We start from the raw sequence: 23,948 nt of genomic DNA, 5'->3' as shown, positions 1-23,948 counted from the left end.
CCGTCGCGATCGCCGGGGGCAATGAACAATCGGCACCACAAGCCGGTATCGGGCGATGCGCTGCTTATATCCCTGCCCAGATCGCCGCCCTTCGAGTCCTCCGGGGCCTTCGAGTCCTCCGGCGTCACGGGGTCCGTCGGGCCCGCCGAGTCCGCCGGTGCCACGAGGGACGCGAGAGCGACGAGTGGGCCCGTGGCGGATTGGGCGATTGTCAGTGCCATCGGGTTGCATGGGGGCATGGACAACCTGGAGCTCCGTACCGAAGCCGACGCCATCCTCGCCGAGCTCGTCGGCGACCCCGGGGGTTCGGCGCGGCTGCGCGAGGACCAGTGGCAGGCGGTCGCGGCCCTGGTGCAGGAGCGGCGGCGCGCCCTGGTGGTGCAGCGCACCGGCTGGGGCAAGTCCGCGGTGTACTTCGTGGCGACGGCCCTGCTGCGCCGACGGGGCGCGGGCCCCACGGTGATCATCTCTCCGCTCCTCGCCCTGATGCGCAACCAGGTCGACTCCGCGGCGCGCGCAGGCATCCAGGCGCGCACCATCAACTCGGCCAACCCCGAGGAGTGGGACACCATCTACGGAGAGGTCGAGCGCGGCGAGACCGACGTCCTCCTCGTCAGCCCGGAGCGCCTCAACTCGGTGGACTTCCGTGACCAGGTGCTGCCCAAGCTCGCGGCCACCACGGGTCTCCTTGTGGTGGACGAGGCGCACTGCATCTCCGACTGGGGGCACGACTTCCGGCCGGACTACCGAAGGCTTCGGGCCATGCTCGCCGAGCTCTCGGCCGGTGTGCCGGTGCTGGCCACCACCGCGACGGCGAACGCGCGCGTGACGGCGGACGTGGCCGAACAACTGGGCACCGGCGCCGGTGAGGCCCTGGTGCTGCGCGGCGCGCTGGACCGCGAGAGCCTGCGCCTCGGCGTCGTCCAACTGCCGGACGCCGCGCACCGGCTGGCCTGGCTCGCCGAGCACCTGGACGAACTGCAGGGCTCCGGGATCATCTACGCACTCACTGTCGCCGCGGCCGAGGAGGCCACCGCCTTCCTGCGGCAGCGCGGCTTCAAGGTGGCCTCCTACACGGGACGTACGGAGAACGCGGACCGGCTGCAGGCCGAGATCGACCTCCAGGAGAACCGGGTCAAGGCGCTGGTCGCCACATCGGCGCTGGGCATGGGCTTCGACAAGCCGGACCTGGGCTTCGTGGTGCATCTCGGTTCACCGTCCTCGCCGATCGCGTACTACCAACAGGTGGGCCGTGCGGGCCGAGGCGTGGAGCACGCCGATGTGCTGCTGCTGCCGGGCAAGGAGGACGAGGCCATCTGGCGCTACTTCGCCGACACCGCGTTCCCGCCCGAGGCGCAGGTCCGCCAGACCCTCGCCGCCCTCGCCGACGCGGGGCGGCCGCTGTCCGTGCCCGCCCTGGAGGCCGTGGTGGAGCTCCGTCGCACCCGCCTGGAGACGATGCTGAAGGTGCTCGACGTGGACGGGGCGGTCAAGCGGGTCAAGGGCGGCTGGATCTCCACCGGCGAGCAGTGGGTCTACGACGCCGAGCGGTATGCGTGGGTGGCCAGGCAGCGGCAGGCCGAGCAGCAGGCCATGCGGGACTACGTGAGCACGGACCAGTGCCGGATGGAGTTCCTGCGCAGGCAGCTGGACGACGAGGGGGCCACCCCGTGCGGCCGGTGTGACAACTGCGCGGGCGCCTGGACCGACGCATCCGTCTCCGAGGACGCGCTGTCGGGCGCGGCCAAGGAGCTCGACCGTCCCGGTGTCGAGGTCGAGCCGCGCAGGATGTGGCCGACGGGCATGGCGGCGCTGGGCGTCGAGCTCAAGGGCCGGATTCCGGCCAAGGAGCAGTGCTCAACCGGGCGCGCGCTGGGGCGCCTCTCGGACATCGGCTGGGGCAACCGGCTGCGTCCGCTGCTGGCCGAGAGCGCGCCGGACGGGCAGGTGCCCGACGACGTCCTCAAGGCCGCGGTCGCGGTCCTCGCCGACTGGGCGCGCTCTCCGGGGGGATGGGCGAGCGGCGCCGCGGACGCCGCGGCCCGGCCGGTGGGCGTCGTGGCCGTGCCGTCGCTGGCACGCCCGCAGCTCGTCGGCTCCCTCGCGCAGGGCATCGCGTCCGTCGGGCGCCTCCCCTTCCTGGGGACGCTGGCGTACGAAGGTCCTGGCGGCGCGCACGCGGCGCGCCGCAGCAACTCCGCCCAGCGCCTGAGGTCGTTGTCCGACGCCTTCACCGTCCCGGCGGAGCTGGCCGCTGCGCTGGCCGCCTCGCCGGGACCCATCCTGCTCGTGGACGACTACACCGACTCCGGCTGGACCCTCGCGGTCGCCGCCCGCCTCCTGCGGCGGGCGGGCAGCGCGGAGGTGCTGCCCCTGGTGCTTGCCGCGGCGGGCTGAGGCTCCCGTGCCGCTCCCAGTACGGGAACACCGGCACGGGAAACCGGTGCGTCGGCGTCAGCTCACGGACGGCTCGTCAGGTAGCCGCCCATGGAGGTGAAGTACTCGGTCGCGGGCAGCTCGCGGCCGTCCTCGGTCCGTACGCGCGTGATGGCCAGGCCGTGGTTGCGGCCGAAGCGGGCGTCCGCTCCGGCGACGATCACCACGCCCTCGCCCTCGCGGTAGAAGATGCGGCCCGGCGTTCCTCCGTAGGGGTTCTCGGACACCACCGCGGAGACGATCTCCAGGCGCTTGCCCTTGTGGAAGGCGTAGGCGCTCGGGTACGGCGCGGACTGGGCGCGGACCAGGCGCTCGAGGTCCTCGGCGGGCCAGGTCCAGTCGATGCGGATGTCCTCGGCGGACCGCTTGTGGAAGAAGCTTGCCTGGGAGCGGTCCTGCTTGGTGAACTCCGTCTGCCCGGCGGCGATGAGGTCGAGCGCGCCGATGGTGACCGGGGCGATGAGGTCGACGGTCTTGTGGAAGAGGTCGGTGGCGGTGTCCTTCGGGCCGACCGCGACCGCCTCCTGCCGGACGATGTCCCCGGCGTCGAGCTCGTCGTCCATCATGTGCGCGGTGACGCCCACTTCGGGCTCGCCGTTGATCATCGCCCAGATGATCGGGGAGAAGCCCGCGTACTTGGGCAGCAGCGAGTCGTGGACGTTCAGCGTGCCGTGGCGCGGGAGGTCGAAGATGCGCGGGGGGATCCAGGTGCGCCAGTTGTTGGCCACGATGATGTCCGCGTCGGCTTCCTTGAGACGCTCGAACAGCTCGTCGTCGTCAGGACGGTTGCGGATCAGCACCGGAACGCCGTGCTCCTCGGCGAGGTCGGCGACGGAATCGCTCCAGATCTTCTCGTACGCGTGCTCGCTCTTGGGGTGCGTCACCACCAGCGCCACGTCGTGCTCGGAGTCCAGGAGGGCTTGCAGGGTGCGGTGCCCCCAGGTCTGGTAACCGAACATGACGACCCGCATGGGGGTTCCTCCTCAGGGCAGGGAATGACTGATGCTAAGTAAAGCAAGCCTTACCTTAGTATGCAACGAGTCTACTCGGCACCCCAGTTGAAGGGGTCGACTGCCCGTCCGGTAAGGACCCCTGCCCGGTTTGCCCGGTCGACAGTCGCGCCGGATTAGCTTAGGCTCACCTAAGTTCGAGTGGGTGGCTCTGCCGACCTGCCCACTCTCCGTACCTTCCCCCACGCCTGACAGGCGACTTCCCCGCACGATGGGAGTGACATGTCACAGGTTCTTCCTGGCGACGACGCACCACTGGTCCACGACCTCATTGGCATCGGCTTCGGCCCCTCCAATGTGGCGATGGCGATCGCACTCAGCGAGCACAATGCGAGCGTCGGCAGGGAGGAGACGGTCACCGCTCACTTCTTCGAGCAGCAGTCGAGCTTCGGCTGGCACCGCGGCATGCTGATCGACGACGCGACCATGCAGGTGTCCTTCCTCAAGGACCTGGTGACGCAGCGGAACCCGACCAGTGAGTTCAGCTTCCTCTGCTACCTGAAGAGCAAGGGGCGCCTGACCGACTTCATCAACCACAAGAACCTGTTCCCGCTGCGGGTCGAGTTCCACGACTACCTGGAGTGGGCCGCCGCCAAGGTCGACGACCAGGTCTCCTACGGTCACGAGGTCGTCGGGGTCACGCCGTTCGTCCGCGACGGCGTCGTGGAGTACCTGGACGTCACGGTCCGCTCGGCGGAGGGCCTCGCGGTCCACCGGGCCCGCAACCTCGTCATAGGCACCGGCCTGCGTCCCCTCATGCCGGAGGGCGTGGAGCGCGGCGAGCACGTCTGGCACAACTCCGACCTGCTGACCAAGGTCGACGCTCTCGAGGGCACGTCGCCCTCCCGCTTCGTCGTCGTGGGCGCCGGTCAGAGCGCCGCCGAGAACGTCGCGTACCTGCACCGCCGCTTCCCCGACGCCGAGATCTGCGCGGTCTTCTCGCGCTACGGCTACAGCCCCGCGGACGACAGCAGTTTCGCCAACCGGATCTTCGACCCCGACGCCGTCGACGAGTACTTCGACGCGCCCGAGGACGTCAAGCAGCGGCTGATGGGCTACCACGGCAACACCAACTACTCCGTGGTGGACATCGATCTGATCGACGACCTGTACCGGCAGATGTACCGGGAGAAGGTCCTCGGCACCGAGCGCCTCCGCTTCCTCAACGTGTCCCGGCTCACCGGCGTCAAGGAGACGGCCGACGGAGTCAGCGCCACCGTGAAGTCCCTCGTCACGGGCGAGGAGAACCTCGTGGACGCCGACGTCGTGGTCTTCGCCACCGGCTACAGCCCCGCCGACCCCGTCGGCCTCCTCGGCGATGTCGCCGACCGCTGCCTCCGCGACGACGACGGCCGTGTCCGCGTCGAGCGCGACTACCGCGTGGCCACGGACGCCGACCTCCGGTGCGGCATCTATCTGCAGGGCGGTACGGAGCACACGCACGGCATCACGTCGTCGCTGCTGTCCAACATCGCGATCCGGGTCGGCGAGATCCTGGACTCGGTGCGCGAGCGGAGCGCCGCCTCCGCCGGGGCCCGCCCGGTCGCCGGTGAAACGGGCAGCGCCGCGCGCTAGCAAGTCCGCGGGGCCTCCCGGCGGGACCTCCCCGTCCGCCGGGAGGCCCCTCCGGCCGTACGGCACGATCCGATCAAAGGGACAACGGATCAAAGGGATAACGTACGTCGACATGAGCACGACTGCAGTGGAGCGCCCCGTGCCGAGGGGCGCAACGGACACCCGTCGACGGCGGGTCGTGGGGCTCGGCATCCTCGCCGTGGTCCTGGTGCTCGCGGCGGCGGTGTCGCTGGCCGTCGGGGCGCGCGCGCTGACCCCGGCCGAGGTGTGGCACGGGCTGTTCGCCGCGCCGGAATCCGACCAGCGGCTCACCGAGATCCGGCTCATCGTGCAGACCGTACGGGTGCCGCGGACGGTGCTCGCCGTGGTGGCGGGCATCGCGCTCGGTGTCGGCGGCTCGCTGATCCAGGGGTACACCCGCAATCCCATCGCGGACACGGGCCTGTTGGGCGTGAACGCCGGTGCGTCGTTCGCCGTGGTGACGGTGGTCGCCGTGTTCGGGTTCGCCAATCCGTTCCAGTACGTCTGGTTCGGCTTCGCGGGGGCGGCGGTGTCCGGTGTCGTCGTGTTCGGCCTCGCGAGCCTCGGCCGGGGGGCCGGTAACCCCCTGACACTCGCCCTGGCCGGGCAGGGCATCACGGTGTTCCTCGCCGCGATGACCACGGCCGTCTCCCTCTCGGACCAGAAGTCCCTGAACGCGCTGCGGTTCTGGAACGCGGGCTCCGTGGCAGGCGTCGACTTCGACGTGATCTGGCCGGTGACCGCGTTCATCGCGGTCGGTCTCGTCCTGGCCCTGACCACGCTGCCCTCCCTCAACCTGCTCAACCTGGGCGAGGACGTGGCGCGGGGACTCGGGGTGAACATCGCGTTCAGCCGGACCGTCGGCATCCTCGCCATCACACTGCTGGCCGGTGCGGCGACGGCGGCCTGCGGCCCCATCGCGTTCCTCGGTCTGATGGTGGCGCACGTGGCCCGTTATCTGACCGGCCCCGACTACCGCTGGCTGGTGCCGTACGCGGGGCTGCTCGGCGGGGTCGTCCTGCTGGTCTGCGACATCGTGGGCCGACTGGTGGTGCGGCCCGGCGAGTTGGAGGCCGGTGTCGTCGTGGCCCTGCTCGGGGCTCCGTTCTTCGCGGTCCTGGTCTGGCGAGGAAAGTTCAAGAACGCATGAGCGAGACAGATGTGAAGCCCACGGTGGCGCCGGGCGTGCGGCTCGGCCCCATGTCGTTCGTATGGCGGCCCTGGCTCGTCCTCGTCACGCTGCTGCTGATGACGGCGACCTTCCTGGTGTTCTGCCTGTCCATCAGCATCGGCGACTTCCCCATCGGCCTCTCCCGGGTGATGTCCACGCTCGTCGGCCGCGGTGAGCAGGTCGACGAGTTCGTGATCATGGATCTGCGGATGCCGCGCGCCCTGGCCGGGCTCGTCGTGGGGATCGCGCTCGGCGTGTCCGGCGCGATCACGCAGTCGGTCGCGCGCAACCCGCTGGCCAGCCCGGACATTCTGGGCATCACCGGCGGCGCGAGCGCGGTCGCGGTGTTCTCGGTGACGGTGTCGGGCGGCACCGCCGCGGCGGTCGTCGACTCCGTGGGGCTCTCCGCGGCGGCGCTCGCCGGTGGCCTCTGCACGGGCCTGCTCGTGTACTTCCTGGCATGGCGTCGCGGGGTCGACGGCTTCCGGCTCATCCTCATCGGGATCTCGGTGAGCGCCGTGACGCAGGCGATCACCACCTGGCTCCTCGTCTCGGCCGACATCAGGGATGTGGCCCGCGCCCAGGCGTGGTTGGTCGGTTCGCTGGACAACCGGTCGTGGGACGAGGTCTGGGTGGCGCTCTGGTGCTCGCTCGGCCTCCTGGTCGTCGTCGCCGGGGCCGCGTTCCAGTTCAAGCCGATGCATCTCGGCGACGACATCGCCGCGGGTCTCGGTGTCCGCTTCGCGCGGGTGCGTGCGGTGCTGCTGCTGTGCGCGGTGCTGCTGGCGGCCGTGGCGGTGAGCGCGGCGGGCCCGGTGCCGTTCGTCGCACTGGTGGCGCCCCAGGTGGCGATGCGTCTCGCGCGGCGTCCGACGCCGCCGCTGATCGCTTCCGGCCTGGTCGGGGCGCTGCTGCTGATCGGCGCCGACCTGACCGCGCGCGCGGTGCTGCCGAACAATCTCCCCGTCGGTGTGGTGACCGCCGCGATCGGCGGCCCCTTCCTCGTCTACCTGTTGGTACGGGCGAACCTCAAATAGCTGGTACAAAGGTGAGGCAAACCTAATAACATAGGGGGGCTTGTGGTCGCTCAGTACATCACCGAGATCGAGCCGGCGGTCGAGGACGCCGCGCGGCTGGCCGCCAGGGGCGTCTCGGTCGGATACGGCAGCCGTACCGTCATCGACGACCTCGACGTGTCGATCCCGCCCGGGGTGATCACGACGATCATCGGCCCCAACGGCTGCGGGAAATCGACCCTGTTGCGCACCCTGACGCGACTGCTCAAGCCGGTCAGCGGCTCGGTCGTGCTGGACGGCCAGGACATCGTCAAGCTCAAGACCCGCGAGGTGGCGAAGAAGCTCGGGCTGCTGCCCCAGACGCCCGTCGCGCCGGAGGGGCTCACGGTGGCCGATCTGGTCGCCAGGGGCCGTCACCCGCACCAGAGTTGGCTGCGCCAGTGGTCGTCGGACGACGCGGGCGTCGTGGCGCGCGCGCTGGCCATGACCGGCGTCTCCGACCTGGCGGACCGCCCCGTCGACTCGCTGTCCGGCGGGCAGCGCCAGCGCGTCTGGATCTCGATGACCCTGGCCCAGGGCACCGATCTGCTGCTCCTCGACGAGCCGACCACGTATCTCGACCTGGCCCACGCGATCGACGTACTGGACCTGGTGGACGATCTGCACGAGTCGGGGCGCACCGTGGTCATGGTGCTGCACGACCTCAACCTGGCGACGCGGTACAGCGACAACCTCATCGTGATGAAGGACGGGGCGATCCTGGCGCAGGGGCACCCGCGCGACGTGATCACCGCGGAGCTGCTGTACGAGGCGTTCGGGCTGCGCGCGCGGGTCGTCGACGACCCGGTGGGCGACCGGCCGCTGATCGTGCCGATCGGTCGTACTCACGTCCAACTCGACTGACCCCGCCGGGGAACCATCAGGTAAGGCTAGGCTAACCTCATCTCTGCAAGGTAAGGTTTGGCTGCCCTGAGACCGGGGCGCAGCGGTCAGCGCGAAAGCAAGGGAATCCGGATGCTCCTCCACCGAACCACGCTCATGAAGCCCCGGCGGCGGCTGGCGGCCGTACTGACCGCCACGGCCCTCGGCGTCGGCCTCCTCGCGGGCTGCGGTTCCGACTCGGACGACGAGGCGAGCGACAACACCCCGGCGGCCGCCACCGGTGGCAAGTTCCCGGTCACCGTGGAGCACGCGTTCGGGTCCACGAAGGTCACCAAGGCCCCCAAGCGCGTCGTCACCGTCGGCTACACCGACGACCAGACCGCGCTGGCCCTCGGCACCAAGCCGGTCGGCATGGTCGACCAGTACCCGAACCCGGAGGGCAAGTCCCCCGACATCAACACCCAGTGGCCCTGGGTGAAGGACAAGTGGGGCGACACCAAGCCCGACGTCGTCATGAAGAACGGCGACTCAGGACCCAACTACGAGAAGATCGCCGCCCTGCGCCCGGACCTGATCATCGCGGTCTACTCCGAGATCGACAAGGCCGGTTACGACAAGCTCTCCCAGATCGCCCCGACGGTGGGCCGCACCAAGGGCGAGAAGGAGCTCTTCAGCGCCCCCTGGCAGGACAACGCGGTGCACATCGCCAAGGCGCTCGGCAAGGAGGACGAGGGCAAGAAGCTCGTCGAGGGCATCGAGGACAAGCTGACCGCGGCCAAGAAGGCGCACCCGAAGTTCGCGGACCAGACCTCCGTCGCCCTGTCCTGGTACAAGGACTCCATCAACCCGTTCACCTCGAAGGACGTCCGCGGACGGCTCCTGACGGGCATGGGCTTCAAGTACCAGACGAAGATCGACAAGATCGCGGGCGGCAAGTTCTCCACCGAACTCTCGCCCGAGCGCACGGACCTGGTCGACGTCGACCGCATCGTCGTCATCAACGACAAGGCGGACACCGAGGCGCTGAAGAAGTTCAAGCTGTTCGCCAACCTGGACGCCGTGAAGAAGGGCAACGTGTCCTACCTCCTGGACAGCGAGGGCCCGGCGGTCGGCGCCGCGATGTCGCAGGGCACCGCACTGTCCCTGCCGTACGCGATCGACGAGCTCGTCAAGTCGGTCGAATAGAGATGACGTTCCACCTGTCCCGTCCCCGGCTCGACTTGGTCTACGTGTGAGCACCGCCGAAACACCCACCGCTGAAACACCCTCGACCGGCACGCCCGCCGCCGACGCATCCGCCGCCGACGCGGGCGCCGCCCCGGCGACGCTGCGCACGGCGTCCGGACGCGAGGCAACCCGGTGGGTCACGGCCCACTGCCGCCAAGTGCCGTGGCTGACGACCGCCACCGTGTTCACCACGGTGGCGGGAGCGGCGCTCCAGGTGCTCCCGGTGCTCCTGCTCGGCCGGGTGGTCGACGGAGTGGTCGAGGGCGAAGGGCGCTCCGTCCTGGTCACGATCGGCGTGCTGATGGGGGTCGCCGCGCTGCTCGGCGCGGTGGCCACCGCGGCCTCGACCTATCTGATCGGACGGCTCGGCGCGGATCTGCTCGCGCGGCTGCGGGAGGGTGCCGTCCGTGCGGTGCTCGGCATGCCGAGTGCGCGGATCGAGCAGGTCGGCCGGGGAGACGTGCTCTCCCGGGTCGGCGACGACGTGGCCGTGCTGTCCAAGGGCATCCGGACGGCCATCCCCACGGTGTTCTCGGCGGGCGTGCTGGTCTTCATCGCCACGGTCGGCATGTTCGGCCTCGACTGGCGGCTCGGCCTCGCGGGCGCCGCCGCGCTGCCCGCGTACGCGCTGGCCCTGCGCTGGTACCTGCCCCGCTCCGCCCCGCTCTACCGGAAGCAGCGGGTGGCCCAGGCCGACCGTGCGCAGGCGCTGATCAGCGGTCTGAACGGGATCGACACCGTGCGCGCGTACCGCCTGGAGGACGACGTCCGGGAGAAGGTCACCACGGAGTCCTGGCGGGTGCGCAACCTCGGCATCGACGTGTTCCGGTTCTTCGGGCGGTTCGTGGGCCGGGAGAACCGCGCCGAGTTCATCGGCCTCGTCCTCATCCTCGTGGTGGGATACGCCCTGTTGGAGGCCGACGCCGCCAGCCTGGGCGAGGTGTCGGCGGCCCCGCTGATGTTCCACCGGCTGTTCACCCCGCTCGGCGCCATCATGTTCACCTTCGACGAGGCGCAGAAGTCGGGCGCCAGCCTGACCCGCCTCGTCGGTGTGCTCGGGGAGTCCGCGGAGGAGCGGCTCGTGGGCGACACGTCCGTCGCGCCGGCCGACGCGGTGCCGCACCAGGTGACGGTGGAGGGGCTGACGTACAGCTATCCCGACACCGATGAACCGGTGCTCAGGGACGTCGACCTGACGATCCCGGCCGGTGGCTCGCTCGCTCTCGTGGGGGCGACGGGCGCGGGCAAGTCGACACTGGCCGCGCTGATCGCGGGCATCGGGACCCCGCAGACGGGTTCGGTGCGCATCGGCGCGCACGACCTGGGCGGTCTCGACGAGGCAGGGGCGCGGGCCCTGGTGAGCATCCTGACGCAGGAGACGTACGTGTTCTCCGGTCCGCTCGCCGATGACCTGCGGCTCGCCGCGCCGCAGGCGACCGATGCCGAACTCATGGACGCGCTGCGCACGGTGGGCGCCGCCGACTGGGTCGAGGCGCTGCCCGAGGGGCTGGGCACCACGGTCGGCGAGGGCGGCGAGCGCCTGGACGTCACCAAGATCGCGCAGATCGCCCTGGCCCGCCTGGTGCTCGGCCGGGCGCCGGTGGTCGTGCTCGACGAGTCGACCGCGGAGGCGGGCAGTGAGGGCGCGGCCGAGCTGGAGCGTGCCGTGCTCGCCGCGTGCGCGGGTCGGACGACGCTCTTCGTGGCGCACCGGCTCACGCAGGCGATGGCCGCGGACCGGATCGCCGTGCTGGATGCGGGGCGCGTGGTGGAGCAGGGCACCCACGACGAGTTGGTGGCACTGGGCGGCCGGTACGCACGACTGTGGCGGGCCTGGCGAGAGGGTAGTTAGGCAACCCTAATTTAGGTTAGCCTAACTGTGATTACCTGGAAGGGACGCTGTGTCTTCGATGATGGAACCGAGCGCTCGCCTCGTGCTGCTTTCCCCCGCCCGCCTGGCCGATGTGCGTCGGCGGGCCGGTGACTACTCCGACCGGACCGTCGCCGAGGCGTGCGCCATCGGCCTGTCGTACTGGGCGACGGGCCTGAGCCCCGAAGGCATCGAGCTCACCCCGGGCACGCTCTTCGCCGACGTCCTCGGCTGGGTCGACAACGGCGGCAGCGGGCCCGGCAGTCAGGACGCGGGCGCGGCGGGCCATCGCATCCCCGTCCCCGACGGCATCGAGCCGCACGACGCACAGCTCGCGCTCGACGACCTCGCCGACTTCCCCGACCGGCCGCTCGGCAGCATCGGTCCGGTCAGCGCCGAGGCACGGCTGAAGACCCTGGCCGAGTGGAACGACACCGACGCCGACCGGGCCCGCCCGACCCTCGTCGAGATGTTCCTCGAACAGGCACGGACCAGGCCGGACGCCATCGCCATCGTCGACGAGCACCGCTCGCTGACCTACCGTGAGGCGGCCGACCGGTCCGCCCAGTTGGCCCACCACCTCATCGCACGCGGCCTCGCCCCCGAACAGGTCGTCGGCATCTCGCTCGGCCGCTCCGCCGACATGATCGTCGGCCTGCTCGCCGTGCTCCGGGCGGGCTGCGCCTTCGTACCGCTCGACCCGCAGTGGCCCGCCGCGCGCCGCTCCGTCGTCATCGAGGACGCCCGCGTCGTCGTGCAGCTCAACTCCTCGGGCGAGCACGACCCGCAGGAGCCGGAAGCCGTCGCCGTCGACCTCGCCGACTGGGCGTTCGACTCCCTGCCCACCGAGGGGACCGGGGTTCCCGTCGCCGGTGACTCCCTCGCGTACGTGATCTTCACGTCCGGCTCGACCGGGCGGCCCAAGGGCGCGATGATCCGGCACGAGGCGATCAGCGAGCGTCTGCTCTGGCAGGTCGACGAGATCCTGCACTTCGGCCACGACGACGCCTCGCTGTTCAAGGCGCCGCTGTCGTTCGACATCTCCATCAACGAGATCTTCCTGCCGCTGGTCTGCGGCGCCCGCCTGGTCGTCCTGCGGACCGGTGGCGAACGCGACCCGCACCACCTGCTGAGCGTGATCGCCGAGCAGCGCGTCACCTTCACGTACCTCGTGTCGTCCATGCTGGACGTGCTCCTGGAGATGGCGGGCGACTCCGGCCGTCTCGACAGCCTGCGCCACGTCTGGTGCGGCGGCGAGGTGCTCACCCCCGAGCTGTACGAGCGGTTCCGCACCCGGCTCGCCATCCCGATGTACCACGGCTACGGCCCGGCCGAGACGACCATCGGCGTCTCCCACGTCATCTACCGGGGCGAGGCCGAGCGCCTCTCGACGTCCATCGGCAGGGCCAACCCGAACACCCAGCTGTACGTCCTCGACGACGAGCTGCGCCCGGTCCCGGTCGGCGTCGGCGGCGAACTGTACGCCGGTGGCCTCCTCCTGGGCCGCGGCTACGTCAACGCGCCAGGACTGACCGCATCCCGGTTCGTCGCCAACCCCTTCGCCTCGGACGGCTCCCGGCTGTACCGCACCGGCGACCTCGCGCGGTTCGCCCCCGACGGGTCCCTGGACTTCCTCGGCCGCGCCGACAACCAGATCAAGATCCGCGGCATGCGCCTGGAGATCGAGGACGTCGAGGTCGGCCTCGCCGAGCACCCCCGCGTCCGCCACACCTGCGTCGTCGCCAAGAAGAACACCGCGGGCGGCACCTACCTGGTGGGCTACGCGATCCCCGCCGCGGGCAGCGAGAACCTGCGGGCCGACGAGGTCAAGGCGTGGGCCGTCGACCACATGGTCGAGTACATGGTGCCCACCCACATCGTCGTGATGGACGCGTTCCCGCTCACCGCGAACGGCAAGCTCGACCGGAACGCGCTGCCCGAACCCAGCACGGCAACCGGCGCGGTCGCCCCGCCCGCCACCGAGAACGAGCGCGCGGTCTGCGCGGCCGTCGCCGCGGTCCTCCAGCTGGACGAAGTCGGCGTCGACCAGGACTTCTTCCAGCTCGGCGGCGACAGCATCCTGACGATCTCGCTGCTGAGCGCGCTGCGCGAGGCGGGCCTCTACGTCACGGCGCGGCAGATCTTCACCCACACCGTCGTGGGCGCACTGGCGGCGGTCGCGAGCCGCGAGGACGTCTCCACCGTGGACCACGGCGACGTCGCGACCGGCGCCGTCGTGGGCTCGCCCGTCGTCCAGTGGCTCGGCGAGACCACCGACGCCATCGACGGCTTCGTGCAGTCGGTGGTCCTCAACACCCCGCAGGACCTGACCGCCGAGGCGCTCGACGAGATACTCGGCGCCGTCCTCGGGCGGCACGACATGCTGCGTGCGAAGCTCGTGCGCGGCGACCAGTGGAGCTTCGACATTCCCGAGGCCGACCGGTCCGCCCCGGGGCCGGTGTGGCAGGAGAGCGACCGGCCGCTCGACGAGTGCGTCGAGCTCGCCACCGCCGGGCTCGACCCGGACAACGGCGTGATGCTGCGCGCCGTCCGGCGCCCCGCGGAGAACCAACTGGTCGTCGTCGTCCACCACGTGGTGATCGACGGCGTTTCCTGGCGGGTCCTGATGGAGGACCTGGCCACGGCGTGGCGCCAGTGCGCCGCCGGTGAGCCCGTCGAACTGCCCCCGGTCGGCACGTCGTTCCGGCGCTGGACACAGCTCCTGGAACGCGCGGGCTTCGAAGCAGACCGTGACTACTTCCAGCGGCCCCTGCCGGGCGCGGACCGGCCGGTGGGCCGACGCGCGCTGTCCGCCGCCGACACCGTCGCGCGCGAGCGGATCCAGACCGTCACCGTCGGCCCCGAGATCACGGCCGCACTCCTCGGCGAGATCCCCGCCAAGTTCCACGCGGGCGTCAACGACGTCCTCCTGACCGCGCTCGCCGTCGCCCTCGCCCGGTGGCGCCGCGACCTCGGACAGGACCAGACGTTCGCCCACATCGAACTGGAGGGCCACGGCCGCGAGGGACGCTTCGTGGCGGACGCGGCCGGTTTTGAACCGGAACTCTCGCGCACCGTCGGCTGGTTCACCACGCTGTTCCCGGTGACCGTCGACCCGGGCGCCGCGCCCGACCTCACCGCCCCCGAGTACCTCGTCGCCGCGCTCAAGGCGGTCAAGGAAGACCTCTCCCGGGTGCCGGGCAACGGCATCTCCTACGGCGCCCTGCGCTACCTCGCGGGCACCGCGTTCGACGCGCCCGCGCCCCAGGTGCTCTTCAACTACCTGGGCCGCTTCGACGCCGGCGCCTCCGGGGACTGGCAGCTCACGGGCGCCACCGGCCAGCTCGGCGAGAAGCGCGACCCGCACATGCGCCTGCCGCGCGCCCTGGAGTTCAACGCCATCGCCGAACCGGCCTCGACCGGCGGCGACTACGAACTCGTCACCACCGTCTCCTGGCCCGACGGCATGTTCACCGACGCGGACATCGCGACGCTCGGCGGCTACTTCCGCGTGGCCCTTGCCGGTCTCGCCGCACTCGACGAGGGCGGCCACACCCCCAGCGACTTCCCCCTCGTACCGCTCACCCAGGCCGACGTCGACGACCTGGAAGGACCGGCGCTGCGCGACATCCTGCCGCTCACCCCGCTGCAGGAAGGCCTGTACTTCCACTCGGTCTTCGACGACGAATCGGCGGGCGCGTACGTAGAACAGCAGCTCCTCAGCCTTGAGGGGGATGTGGACGCCGAACGGCTCGCGGCCGCCGCCACCCGGCTGCTCGCGCTCTACCCGAACCTGGCCGCACGCTTCACGGCCCTCGCCGACGGCCGTGTGGTCTCCGTCCTGGAGAGCGGCGTCCAGGCGCCCTTCACGACCGTGGACCGCCCCGGCATCACGGACGAGGAGATCCGCGACCTCGCCGAGCGGGACCGCCGCGCCGGGTTCGACCTGGCCACCGGACCGCTGATGCGGTACACGCTGGTCCGGGCCGGTGGCGGCCGCACCGTCCTGGTGCAGACCGTGCACCACATCATCGCCGACGGCTGGTCGGTCCCGCCGATGCTGCGCGCGCTCCTCGCCGAGTACCACGCGCCGGGCACCGTCCACCCGGTCGGCGGCTTCCCCGACTACGTGCACTGGCTCGCCGGACGGGACGACGACGAGAGCGACCGGGTGTGGGGCGAGGAGCTCGCCGAGCTGCCTGGTGCCTCACTGGTCGCCGACGGCCACACTCCTTCGGACCGGTTCGCCGACACGGCCGTCGAGGGTGAGGACGACATCGACGCGGCCGTCCGAGCCGCCGGTGTGCCCCTGAGCGTCGCCGTGCACAGTGCCTGGGCGGTGACGCTGGGCGGCATCCTGCACACCGACGACGTCGTGTTCGGCTCCACGGTGTCCGGGCGCGACGCGGACGTGCCCGGCATCGGCGACATGGTCGGCCTGTTCATCAACACGATCCCCGTACGGGCCCGTTGGACCGGGGCGACCACGGCGGGCGACCTGCTCGCCTCGGTGCGGGAGCACCAGAGCGCCGTCCTGCCGCACCAGCACGTCTCGCTCGCGCGGATCGGCCGCCAGGCGGGCGCCGGTTCGCTGTTCGACACCCTGGTGGTGTTCGACGTCGCGACCGACCTGCAGAGCCTGCGGACCGCCGACGCCGAGCTCGTCATCACCGACATCGTGAACGAGGGCGCCCCGCACTACCCGCTCACGCTGGTCGTGGAGCGCGCGCTCGACGGGCGGCCGCGCTTCAACCTGATCTACGACGGCGAGCTCCTCGGCGAGTCCACCGCCCAGGCGATCCTGGGTACCTTCGCCCAGACGCTCACCGGCCTGCTCACCCGGCCGGACGCCCTGGTCGCCGACGTGAAGCCCGAGGACGCCCGGCGCCCCGCGCGGATCGAACCGACGACCCTGGGCGGCCTCTTCGACGCCGCCGCGCGCCGCGACCCGGCGGCCACCGCCGTCACCCAGTGCGCGCTCGACGGCGGCACCCGCTCGCTGACGTACGGCGAACTGGCCGACGCCAAGAACGAGTTGGCGGCGTCACTGCGCGCGGCCGGGGTCGGCCCCGGCAAGCGCGTCGCCGTCGCCGTCCCCCGCTCCGTGGAGCAGGTCGTCGCGCTGGTCGCGATCGTCTCCGCGGGCGGTGCCTACGTACCGCTGGACCTGGCCTACCCGGACGAGCGCCTCGAGTACATCCTCGCCGACGCCGCCCCGCAGGTCGTCCTCGTCGACCCCGAGCAGCGCGACCGCTTCACCGGCCTCCTGGACCGGGCGGGCATCTCCGCCCGCGTGCTCGTCCAGGGCGACGAACTGCCGCAGGACGCCGACGCACCCGCCGACGCCCCCGCTGCCGGGGCCCGCTGGCACGACCCCGCCTACGTGATCTACACCTCCGGCTCCACCGGCCGCCCCAAGGGCGTCGTCGTACCGCACTCCAGTGTCGTCACGCTGCTCGCCAACACCCGGCCCGACATGGGCTTCGGGCCGCACGACGTATGGGTCCAGTTCCACTCCTTCTCCTTCGACTTCGCCGTCTGGGAGCTGTGGGGTGCGCTGGCGCACGGCGGTGAGCTGCTGGTGCCCGACTACGCGCTGACCCGCTCGCCGGTCGACTTCCACCGGCTCGTCCGCGAGCGCGGTGTGACCGTGCTCAACCAGACGCCTTCGGCGTTCTACCAGTTCATCGAGGCCGACCGGCACGCCGGTGAGCCGGTGACCGCGCTGCGCCGGATCATCTTCGGCGGCGAGGCCCTGGACCTCGGGCGGCTGCGCGGCTGGACCGAGCGGCACGGCACCGCGTCGCCCGAGCTGGTCAACATGTACGGCATCACCGAGACCACCGTCCATGTCACCCACCGGGTGCTGACCGAGGGCGACTTCGGCCCCGGCCAGGACGTCAGTCCGATCGGCGGTCCCATCCCCGGCCTGGTCACCTACCTGCTCGACGACCGGCTCCGCCCGGTGCCGCCTGGCCGGGTCGGCGCCATCTACGTCGCGGGTGACCAGGTGTCGCTCGGCTACCTGGGCAGGACCGGCCTCACCGCGAGCCGGTTCGTGGCGAACCCGTTCGCGGACGACGGCTCCCGCATGTACCACACGGGCGACCTGGCCCGCCGCACGCTGGACGGCGAGCTGGAGTTCGCGGGCCGCGCCGACGACCAGGTGCAGCTCAAGGGCTTCCGCATCGAACTCGGCGAGGTCGAGTCCGCGCTCAGGGAGCTCGACGGCGTGGTCGACGTGGCCGTCACCGTCGCCGACAGTGGCGACCACCTGGTCGCGCACGTCGTGGGCCGCGTGCCCGGCGACCTCGCGGGCCTGCTCGCCGCGAAGCTGCCCGTGCACATGGTGCCCGGCCGGGTCCTGTCGGTCGACGCCCTGCCGCTGACGGTCAACGGCAAGCTGGACCGCAAGGCCCTGGTCGAGCGCGCCGCACACGACGACGGCAACACCTCCGTGGCCGCCGGTGATGCCGCGCTCGCCGCGCTGGTCGACATCTTCGCCGAGGCGCTGCCAGGATCCACCGCCGTGGACGGGGACACCGACTTCTTCATGGCGGGCGGCGACAGCATCGTCGCCATCACCGTGATCAACCGCGCAAGGGCGCTCGGCCTGCCGATCGCGCCCCGCGACGTCTTCCTGTTCAGGACGCCGCGCGCGCTCGCCGAGCACCTGGGTTCGAGCGCCCCACAGGCCGCCGCGCCCGCCCCCGACCGCCGCGAGGACGGCCCGTTCCCGCCGACGCCGATCATCCTGCGCCAGCGTGAACTGGGCGGATCCCTCGACCGGTTCGTCCAGGCCAGGACCCTCGCGGCCCCCGACGGCACCGGATTCGCCGACGCCGAGCGCGCCGCGAACGCCGTCGTGGCCGCCCATCCGGCCCTGCGGATGCGGCTGCGCGTCGAGCACGGCGTGTGGGCGCTGCGCACCGAACCCGCGAGCGAGGTCGCCGTCGTCCGCACGGACGCCGCCGACGCGACGGCCGCCGCGGACGAGGCCGCGGGACGGCTCGACCCCGAGGCCGGGAACGTCGTTGCGTTCTCGTGGCTGGAGACGAGCCGCACCCTGGTCGTCACCGTGCACCACATCGCCGTCGACGCAGTGTCCTGGCTGGTCATCCTCGACGACCTGGCCGCCGCCATGAGCGGCACCGCACCGGCCGCGACGACCACGTCCTACGCCGAGTACGCCGAGGCGCTGACGCTCAGGTCCGGCGAGGCGATCGACGCCCTCGGGCACTGGATCACCACGCTCCAGGCGCCCGCGCTGCTCCCGGAGCCCGCCGCCGGGAGCCTGCGCGAGACCACTGTCGTCCTCGCGCCCGAGGCGAGCGACCGCCTGACGCGCACCGCGCCCGCCGCCCTCGGCGTCGGTCTCACCGAGCTGCTGTGCGGCGCGCTGCGCACCGCGCTCACCCACGTCCAGCCGTCGCCCACCGACCTCGCGGTCGAGCTGGAGCGGCACGGCCGGGTCCCGGCCGTCGAACAGCACGACTACACCCGTACCGTCGGCTGGTTCACCTCCATCGCGCCCGTACGGCTCACCGCGCACACCGACCCCGTCGCCGCCGCGCGCGAGGTCGCCGAGCGCCAGCCGGACGAGGCCGGGCACGTCGCGTACGGACAGCTCAAGTACCTCGACCCGCAGACGGCCCCGCTGCTGACCGGCCGCCCCCAGGTCCTGTTCAACTACCTCGGCCGGGGCAGCGAGTCCCAGGCGGTGCACGTCACCGGAGGCGACCAGGGCAGCCCGTACGCCGTCGAGGCCAACGCCTGGACCGACGATGCCACCGGCAGCCTGCACGCGGCCTTCACCCTCGCCGACGGCATCCCCGACGAGATCACCGAGCACTGGCTCGGCGCCCTGGAGCGCATCGCGGACGCCTCCGTGACCGCCGAGCGCACCGCGCCGGTCACACCGCTCCAGCGGGGCCTGTTCTTCCAGGCCCAGCTGGCGGGCACGGCCGGACACTACGTCGCACAGAGCTGGTTCACCTTCGACCGGCGCCTGGACGCCGACGCGCTGGCCGAGGCGATGGCGTACGTCATCGCGTGGCACCCCGTCGTCGGCGCGGGCTTCACCACCGACGACGACGGAAACCCGGTCCAGGTCCTCAAGGCGGGCCGACGCGTCGACGTGCGCACGGTCGAGCTGACGGGCGACGAGGACGTCGAGGCCTTCCGCACCCAGGACCGGGACGCGGGCTTCGACCCGGCAGAGGCGCCTCTTATCCGGCTGACCGTGGTCCGGCTGCCCGACGGCAACGACGGGCTGCTGCTCAGCTACCACCTGCTGCTGTGGGACGGCTGGTCCCGCGAGATCGTGCTGCGGGACCTGTTCGACGCGTACGAGTCCGTCCTCGCGGGCGAGCGGCTCGACGCGGCGCCCGCCACGCCGAGCTTCGAGGAGTACGCCAGGGCGCTCGCCGCCAAGGAACCCGCCGTATCGGAACGCTTCTGGGCGGAGCACCTGGCGCAGGTCCCCGGCCCGACCCTGCTCGCCGGACCCGCACCGGTCCTCTCGCAGGAACTGCCGCCCGCACTCGTGCACCAGCTCTCCGCCGAGCAGTCGGAGCTGCTGCGGGACGCGGCCAAACAGCACGGCGTGACGCTGAACGCGGTGCTGACCGGCGCCTTCGGCCTCCTGCTCGGCGCCCACACGGGCCGCAGCGACGCCGTGTTCGGCGTGACCGTCTCGGGCCGCGACGGCGAGGGCCTCTCCGACATCGTCGGCGTGCTGCTCAACACCGTGCCCACCTGGACGAAGGCCCGGCCGGACGACACCGTCGGCGGCTATCTGTCGGCCGTACAGACGGCCAGGGTCGAGGCGATGGAGCACGAGCACCTCGGGCTCGGCGAGATCCAGCGGGCCAGCGGCCACGACACGCTGTTCGACAACCTGTTCGTGCTGCAGAACTTCCTCGACATGGACGCCTTCGCCGAGATGAACACCCGGCACGGCATCACATCGGTCAAGGCCGACGACTCCACCCACTACCCGTTCACCTGGGTCGTCACCCCCGGCGACCGGCTCACGGTCAAGCTGGAGCACCGCCACGGCGACACCGCCGACGCCCGCCGTCTCCTCGACGACTACGTGCGGGTGCTCGAAGACCTGGCCCGCTCGACCGGACCGCTCGGCGCGCTGCCCGGCCTCGGCGCGGCACCCGAGCCCGCCGAGCGCACGGACGTCGGCACGGACACCGTCGTCGACCGGTTCGACCGGGCGGCCGACCGGGACCCGGAGCGGGTCGCCCTCGTCGCCCACGGCTCGACCATGACCTTCGCCGAACTGCGGGACCGCAGCCGCGCGGTGGCCGGAGTGCTCGCCGGGCGGGGCCTCGGGCCCGAGACGACCGTGGGTCTCGCGATCCCGCGCTCCCTCGACTCGATCGTGGCGCTGTTCGCCGTGCTGCGCGTCGGCGCCGCCTACGTACCGCTGGAGCTCGACCACCCGGACGAGCGGATCGCGGCGATCGTCGAGGACGCCCGCCCGGACGCGATCCTCACCGTGAGCGCCGTATCGCCCCGGCTGACCGGCACCGTGGTCGACACCGGCGGCCTGATCGAGCTGGACCGTCCGCTGCCCGCGGCCGAGCCGTTCGTGACGTTCGCCCCCGAGGACCCGGACCGGCTGCGGCACCCCGCCTACACGATCTACACCTCCGGTTCGACCGGAAAGCCCAAGGGCGTGGTGACCGAGTACGCCGGGCTCACCAACATGCTCGTCAACCACCAGCGCCGGATCTTCGAACCGGTCCTCGCCGAGCACGGCCACCGGACCTTCCGGATCGCGCACACCGTGTCGTTCGCGTTCGACATGTCGTGGGAGGAGCTCCTGTGGCTCGCCGACGGCCACGAGGTGCACATCTGCGACGAGGAGCTGCGCCGCGACGCGCCCGGCCTGGTCGAGTACTGCCTGGCGCACGGGATCGACGTCATCAACGTGACCCCGACGTACGCGCAGCAGCTGGTCTCCGAGGGCCTGCTCGACAACCCGGAGCGGCGCCCCGCGCTCGTGCTGCTCGGCGGCGAGGCCGTCACGCCGACGCTGTGGCAGCGGCTCGCCGAGACCGAGGGCACGGTCGGCTACAACCTGTACGGCCCCACCGAGTACACGATCAACACCCTCGGCGTCGGCACCTTCGAGTGCCAGGACCCGGTGGTGGGCGTGCCGATCGACAACACCGACGTGTACGTCCTCGACCCGTGGCTGCGGCCGCTGCCGGACGGCGTCCCCGGCGAGCTGTACGTGTCGGGCATCGGCATCGCCCGCGGCTACCTCGGCCAGTACGCGCAGAGCGCGCACCGCTTCGTCGCATGCCCGTTCGGCGCCCCCGGCGAGCGCATGTACCGCACCGGCGACCTGGTGTTCCGCAGGCCCGACGGCAACCTGACGTATCTGGGCCGCACCGACCAGCAGGTCAAGATCCGGGGTCACCGGGTCGAACTGGGCGAGGTCGAGGCCGCGTTCGCCGCGCACCCGGCGGTGCGGTTCGTCGCCGCGGTCGCCCAGCCCGACCCGCAGGTCGACGGCGCGTACCGGCTCGCCGCCTACCTGGTGCTCGACGGCGCCGAGCTGCCCGCCGTCGCCGCCGAGGTGGGCACGGGCCTGCCGGACTTCCTGCGCCCCACGCACTTCGCCGAGGTGGACAGCATCCCGCTGACCGTGAACGGGAAGGCTGACACCAAGGCGCTGCCCGAGGCCAAGCCCCTCGGCGCGCTGACCACGGTGGGGGAGCGCGGCCCGGAGACCGAGACCGAGAGCGTGGTCTGCGAGTTCTTCGCCGAAGCACTGGACCTCGACGACGACGAGGTGAGCGCGGTGAGTGACTTCGTGTCCCTCGGCGGACACTCGATGCTGGCGGTGCGGCTGATCGGGCTGCTCCGCCGCGAGTACGGTCCTGTGGTCACCATCCGAGACCTTTTCACCCTGCGAACCCCGGAAGCGATTGCCCGCCATCTCGATGACTCCGACAACTGACACGAAGCGGCCCCGACCGGGGTCCGACATCCTCAGGACCGCACTGCGCCGCAACGTCGGTGCCATGGTCTGGGGCACCGTCCTCATGGGCCTCTACCAGGCAGGCGAGACGGCCTTCCCCATCGCGCTCGGCCTGATCGTCGAGCACACGATGCGGGACGACCGCAGCCTCGGCGCGCTCGGGATCTCCATCGGCGCGCTCGCCGTGATCATCACGACCGTCTCGCTGTCGTGGCGGTTCGGCATGCGCGTCCTGCAGAAGGCCAACACGACCGAGGCGCACCGCTGGCGCGTGAAGGTGGCGGCCTGCGGGCTCCAGCCGGTGGCCAGGGACGTCGACCTCAAGTCCGGCGAGGTGCTGACCATCGCCACCGAGGACGCCGACCAGACCGCCGACATCGTCGAGGTGGTGCCGCTGCTGGTCAGCTCGCTGGTCGCGGTGCTCGTCGCGGCGGTCGCCCTCGGCATGGCCGACTTCAGGCTCGGGCTCCTCGTGATCGTGGGAACCGTCGCGATCCTGTCGATCCTGAGCGTGATGTCCAAGCGGATCGGGTCGAGCACCCGCGAGCAGCAGGCCCGGGTGGCGCGCGCAGGCGCGAAGGTCGCCGACCTGATCAGCGGCCTGCGTCCGCTGCACGGCTTCGGCGGCAACCACGCGGCGTTCCGCTCCTACCGCGCGGTCAGCACGGAGGCGAAGCGCCAGTCGGTCACCGTCGCCAAGGTGAACGGCGTGTACGCGGGCACCGCGCAGGCGCTCAACGCGGTCCTGGCGGCCGCGGTGACGCTGACGGCGGGCTGGCTGGCGTTCGAGGGCGGCATCACCATCGGCGAGCTCGTCATGGCCGTCGGCCTGGCGCAGTTCATCATGGAACCGCTGAAGATGTTCTCGGAGATGCCCAAGTACGTGATGATCGCGCGGGCGTCGGCCGAGCGGATGTCGCTGGTGCTCTCCGCGCCGCCGGTGACGGAACCCGGGCCCGGGCGCCCGGCCGCGGGCGGGGACCTGGAGGTGGACTGCGTCCGGTACGGGTCGCTGCGCAAGCTGAAGTTCACGGTGGCCGCCGGTGAGTTCGTGGCGATCGCCGGGTACCAGCCGCGCGCGGTGGCCGACCTCGCGTCGATCCTGGCGATGAACGTGCCGCCGGACGCGTACGAGGGAGTGGTGCGGGTCAGCGGGCAGGAGATGGCGGACCTGTCGGTCGAGGCGGTCCGCGAGCACATGCTGGTGAACCCGTACGACGGGGAGATCTTCGCGGGCACCCTGCGCACGAACATCGATCCGGCGGGCAGCAGCCGGACGGTGCCCGAGGCCGTCGAGGCCTCCATGCTGACCGATGTCGTCGCCCTCCACCGCGAAGGGCTCGACTACGGAGTACGCGATCGGGGAGCGAACCTCTCCGGAGGACAGCGTCAGCGCCTCTCCCTGGCCCGCGCGCTCGCCGCCGACACCGACGTCCTGGTCCTGCACAATCCGACGACGGCCGTCGACGCGGTCACCGAGCAGCTCATCGCGCGCAACGTCGCGAAGCTGCGCCGGGGCCGCACCACTGTTGTGATCACCAGCAGCCCGGCGATGCTGGACGCGGCGGACCGTGTCCTCGTCCTGGACGAGGGCGTCATCACGGCGGAGGACAGCCACCGCAATCTCCTCGCCACGGATGAGGACTACTGCGTGGCTGTGGCGAGGTGATGGGGGCTTTCCGGTGCCCCTCAGGGGCTTGCCGGTGTCTTTAGGGGCTTGCTGGTGTCGGTGCCT

General features: G+C 71.5%; 10 protein-coding genes. 9 read left to right on the top strand and 1 reads right to left on the bottom strand.

Annotation, left to right across the window (positions count from 1 at the left end):
- Positions 1-237 precede the first annotated feature (237 nt).
- Complete coding sequence (locus tag ABZV77_RS04075) at positions 238-2,397, top strand: RecQ family ATP-dependent DNA helicase (protein ID WP_356249974.1); 2,160 nt, start codon at positions 238-240, stop codon at positions 2,395-2,397.
- Between the two features lie 62 nt (positions 2,398-2,459).
- On the opposite strand, the gene ABZV77_RS04070 is transcribed toward ABZV77_RS04075, so the two are convergent.
- Positions 2,460-3,407, bottom strand: coding sequence for a methionyl-tRNA formyltransferase (locus tag ABZV77_RS04070; RefSeq protein WP_356249973.1), 948 nt, complete (start codon positions 3,405-3,407; stop codon positions 2,460-2,462).
- A gap of 261 nt (positions 3,408-3,668) precedes the next feature.
- On the opposite strand from ABZV77_RS04070, the gene ABZV77_RS04065 reads away from it, so the two are divergent.
- The 8 genes from ABZV77_RS04065 to ABZV77_RS04030 all read left to right on the top strand — a co-directional run bounded on the left by ABZV77_RS04065 (position 3,669) and on the right by ABZV77_RS04030 (position 23,882).
- Positions 3,669-5,021, top strand: coding sequence for a lysine N(6)-hydroxylase/L-ornithine N(5)-oxygenase family protein (locus ABZV77_RS04065; RefSeq protein ID WP_356249971.1), 1,353 nt, complete (start codon positions 3,669-3,671; stop codon positions 5,019-5,021).
- Positions 5,022-5,133: 112 nt separating this feature from the next.
- Entirely contained in the window at positions 5,134-6,192 is a 1,059-nt protein-coding gene (locus tag ABZV77_RS04060) for an iron ABC transporter permease (protein ID WP_356249969.1), read from the top strand.
- The gene (locus tag ABZV77_RS04055) at positions 6,189-7,250 is read left to right on the top strand and encodes an iron ABC transporter permease (RefSeq protein WP_356249967.1); all 1,062 of its coding nucleotides are present in this window, start codon (positions 6,189-6,191) and stop codon (positions 7,248-7,250) included. The genes ABZV77_RS04060 and ABZV77_RS04055 overlap by 4 nt, the downstream gene beginning before the upstream one ends.
- Before the next feature lie 42 nt (positions 7,251-7,292).
- Positions 7,293-8,132, top strand: a complete 840-nt coding sequence (locus tag ABZV77_RS04050) for an ABC transporter ATP-binding protein (RefSeq protein WP_356249965.1) — start codon at positions 7,293-7,295, stop codon at positions 8,130-8,132.
- A gap of 111 nt (positions 8,133-8,243) precedes the next feature.
- Entirely contained in the window at positions 8,244-9,296 is a 1,053-nt protein-coding gene (locus ABZV77_RS04045) for an iron-siderophore ABC transporter substrate-binding protein (protein ID WP_356249963.1), read from the top strand.
- Between the two features lie 142 nt (positions 9,297-9,438).
- The gene (locus ABZV77_RS04040) at positions 9,439-11,190 is read left to right on the top strand and encodes an ABC transporter ATP-binding protein (RefSeq protein ID WP_356250194.1); all 1,752 of its coding nucleotides are present in this window, start codon (positions 9,439-9,441) and stop codon (positions 11,188-11,190) included.
- 58 nt (positions 11,191-11,248) lie between these two features.
- On the top strand, positions 11,249-22,192 hold the full coding sequence (locus tag ABZV77_RS04035; RefSeq protein WP_356249961.1) for an amino acid adenylation domain-containing protein: 10,944 nt from the start codon (positions 11,249-11,251) through the stop codon (positions 22,190-22,192).
- Complete coding sequence (locus ABZV77_RS04030; protein ID WP_356249959.1) at positions 22,176-23,882, top strand: ABC transporter ATP-binding protein; 1,707 nt, start codon at positions 22,176-22,178, stop codon at positions 23,880-23,882. Before ABZV77_RS04035 ends, ABZV77_RS04030 begins: the two co-directional genes overlap by 17 nt.
- Positions 23,883-23,948: the final 66 nt, after the last annotated feature.

The sequence above is a fragment of the Streptomyces sp. NPDC004732 genome, assembly GCF_040609235.1.
In the GTDB taxonomy this organism is placed as follows: domain Bacteria; phylum Actinomycetota; class Actinomycetes; order Streptomycetales; family Streptomycetaceae; genus Streptomyces.
This window is presented reverse-complemented; position numbering and strand designations above follow the sequence as displayed.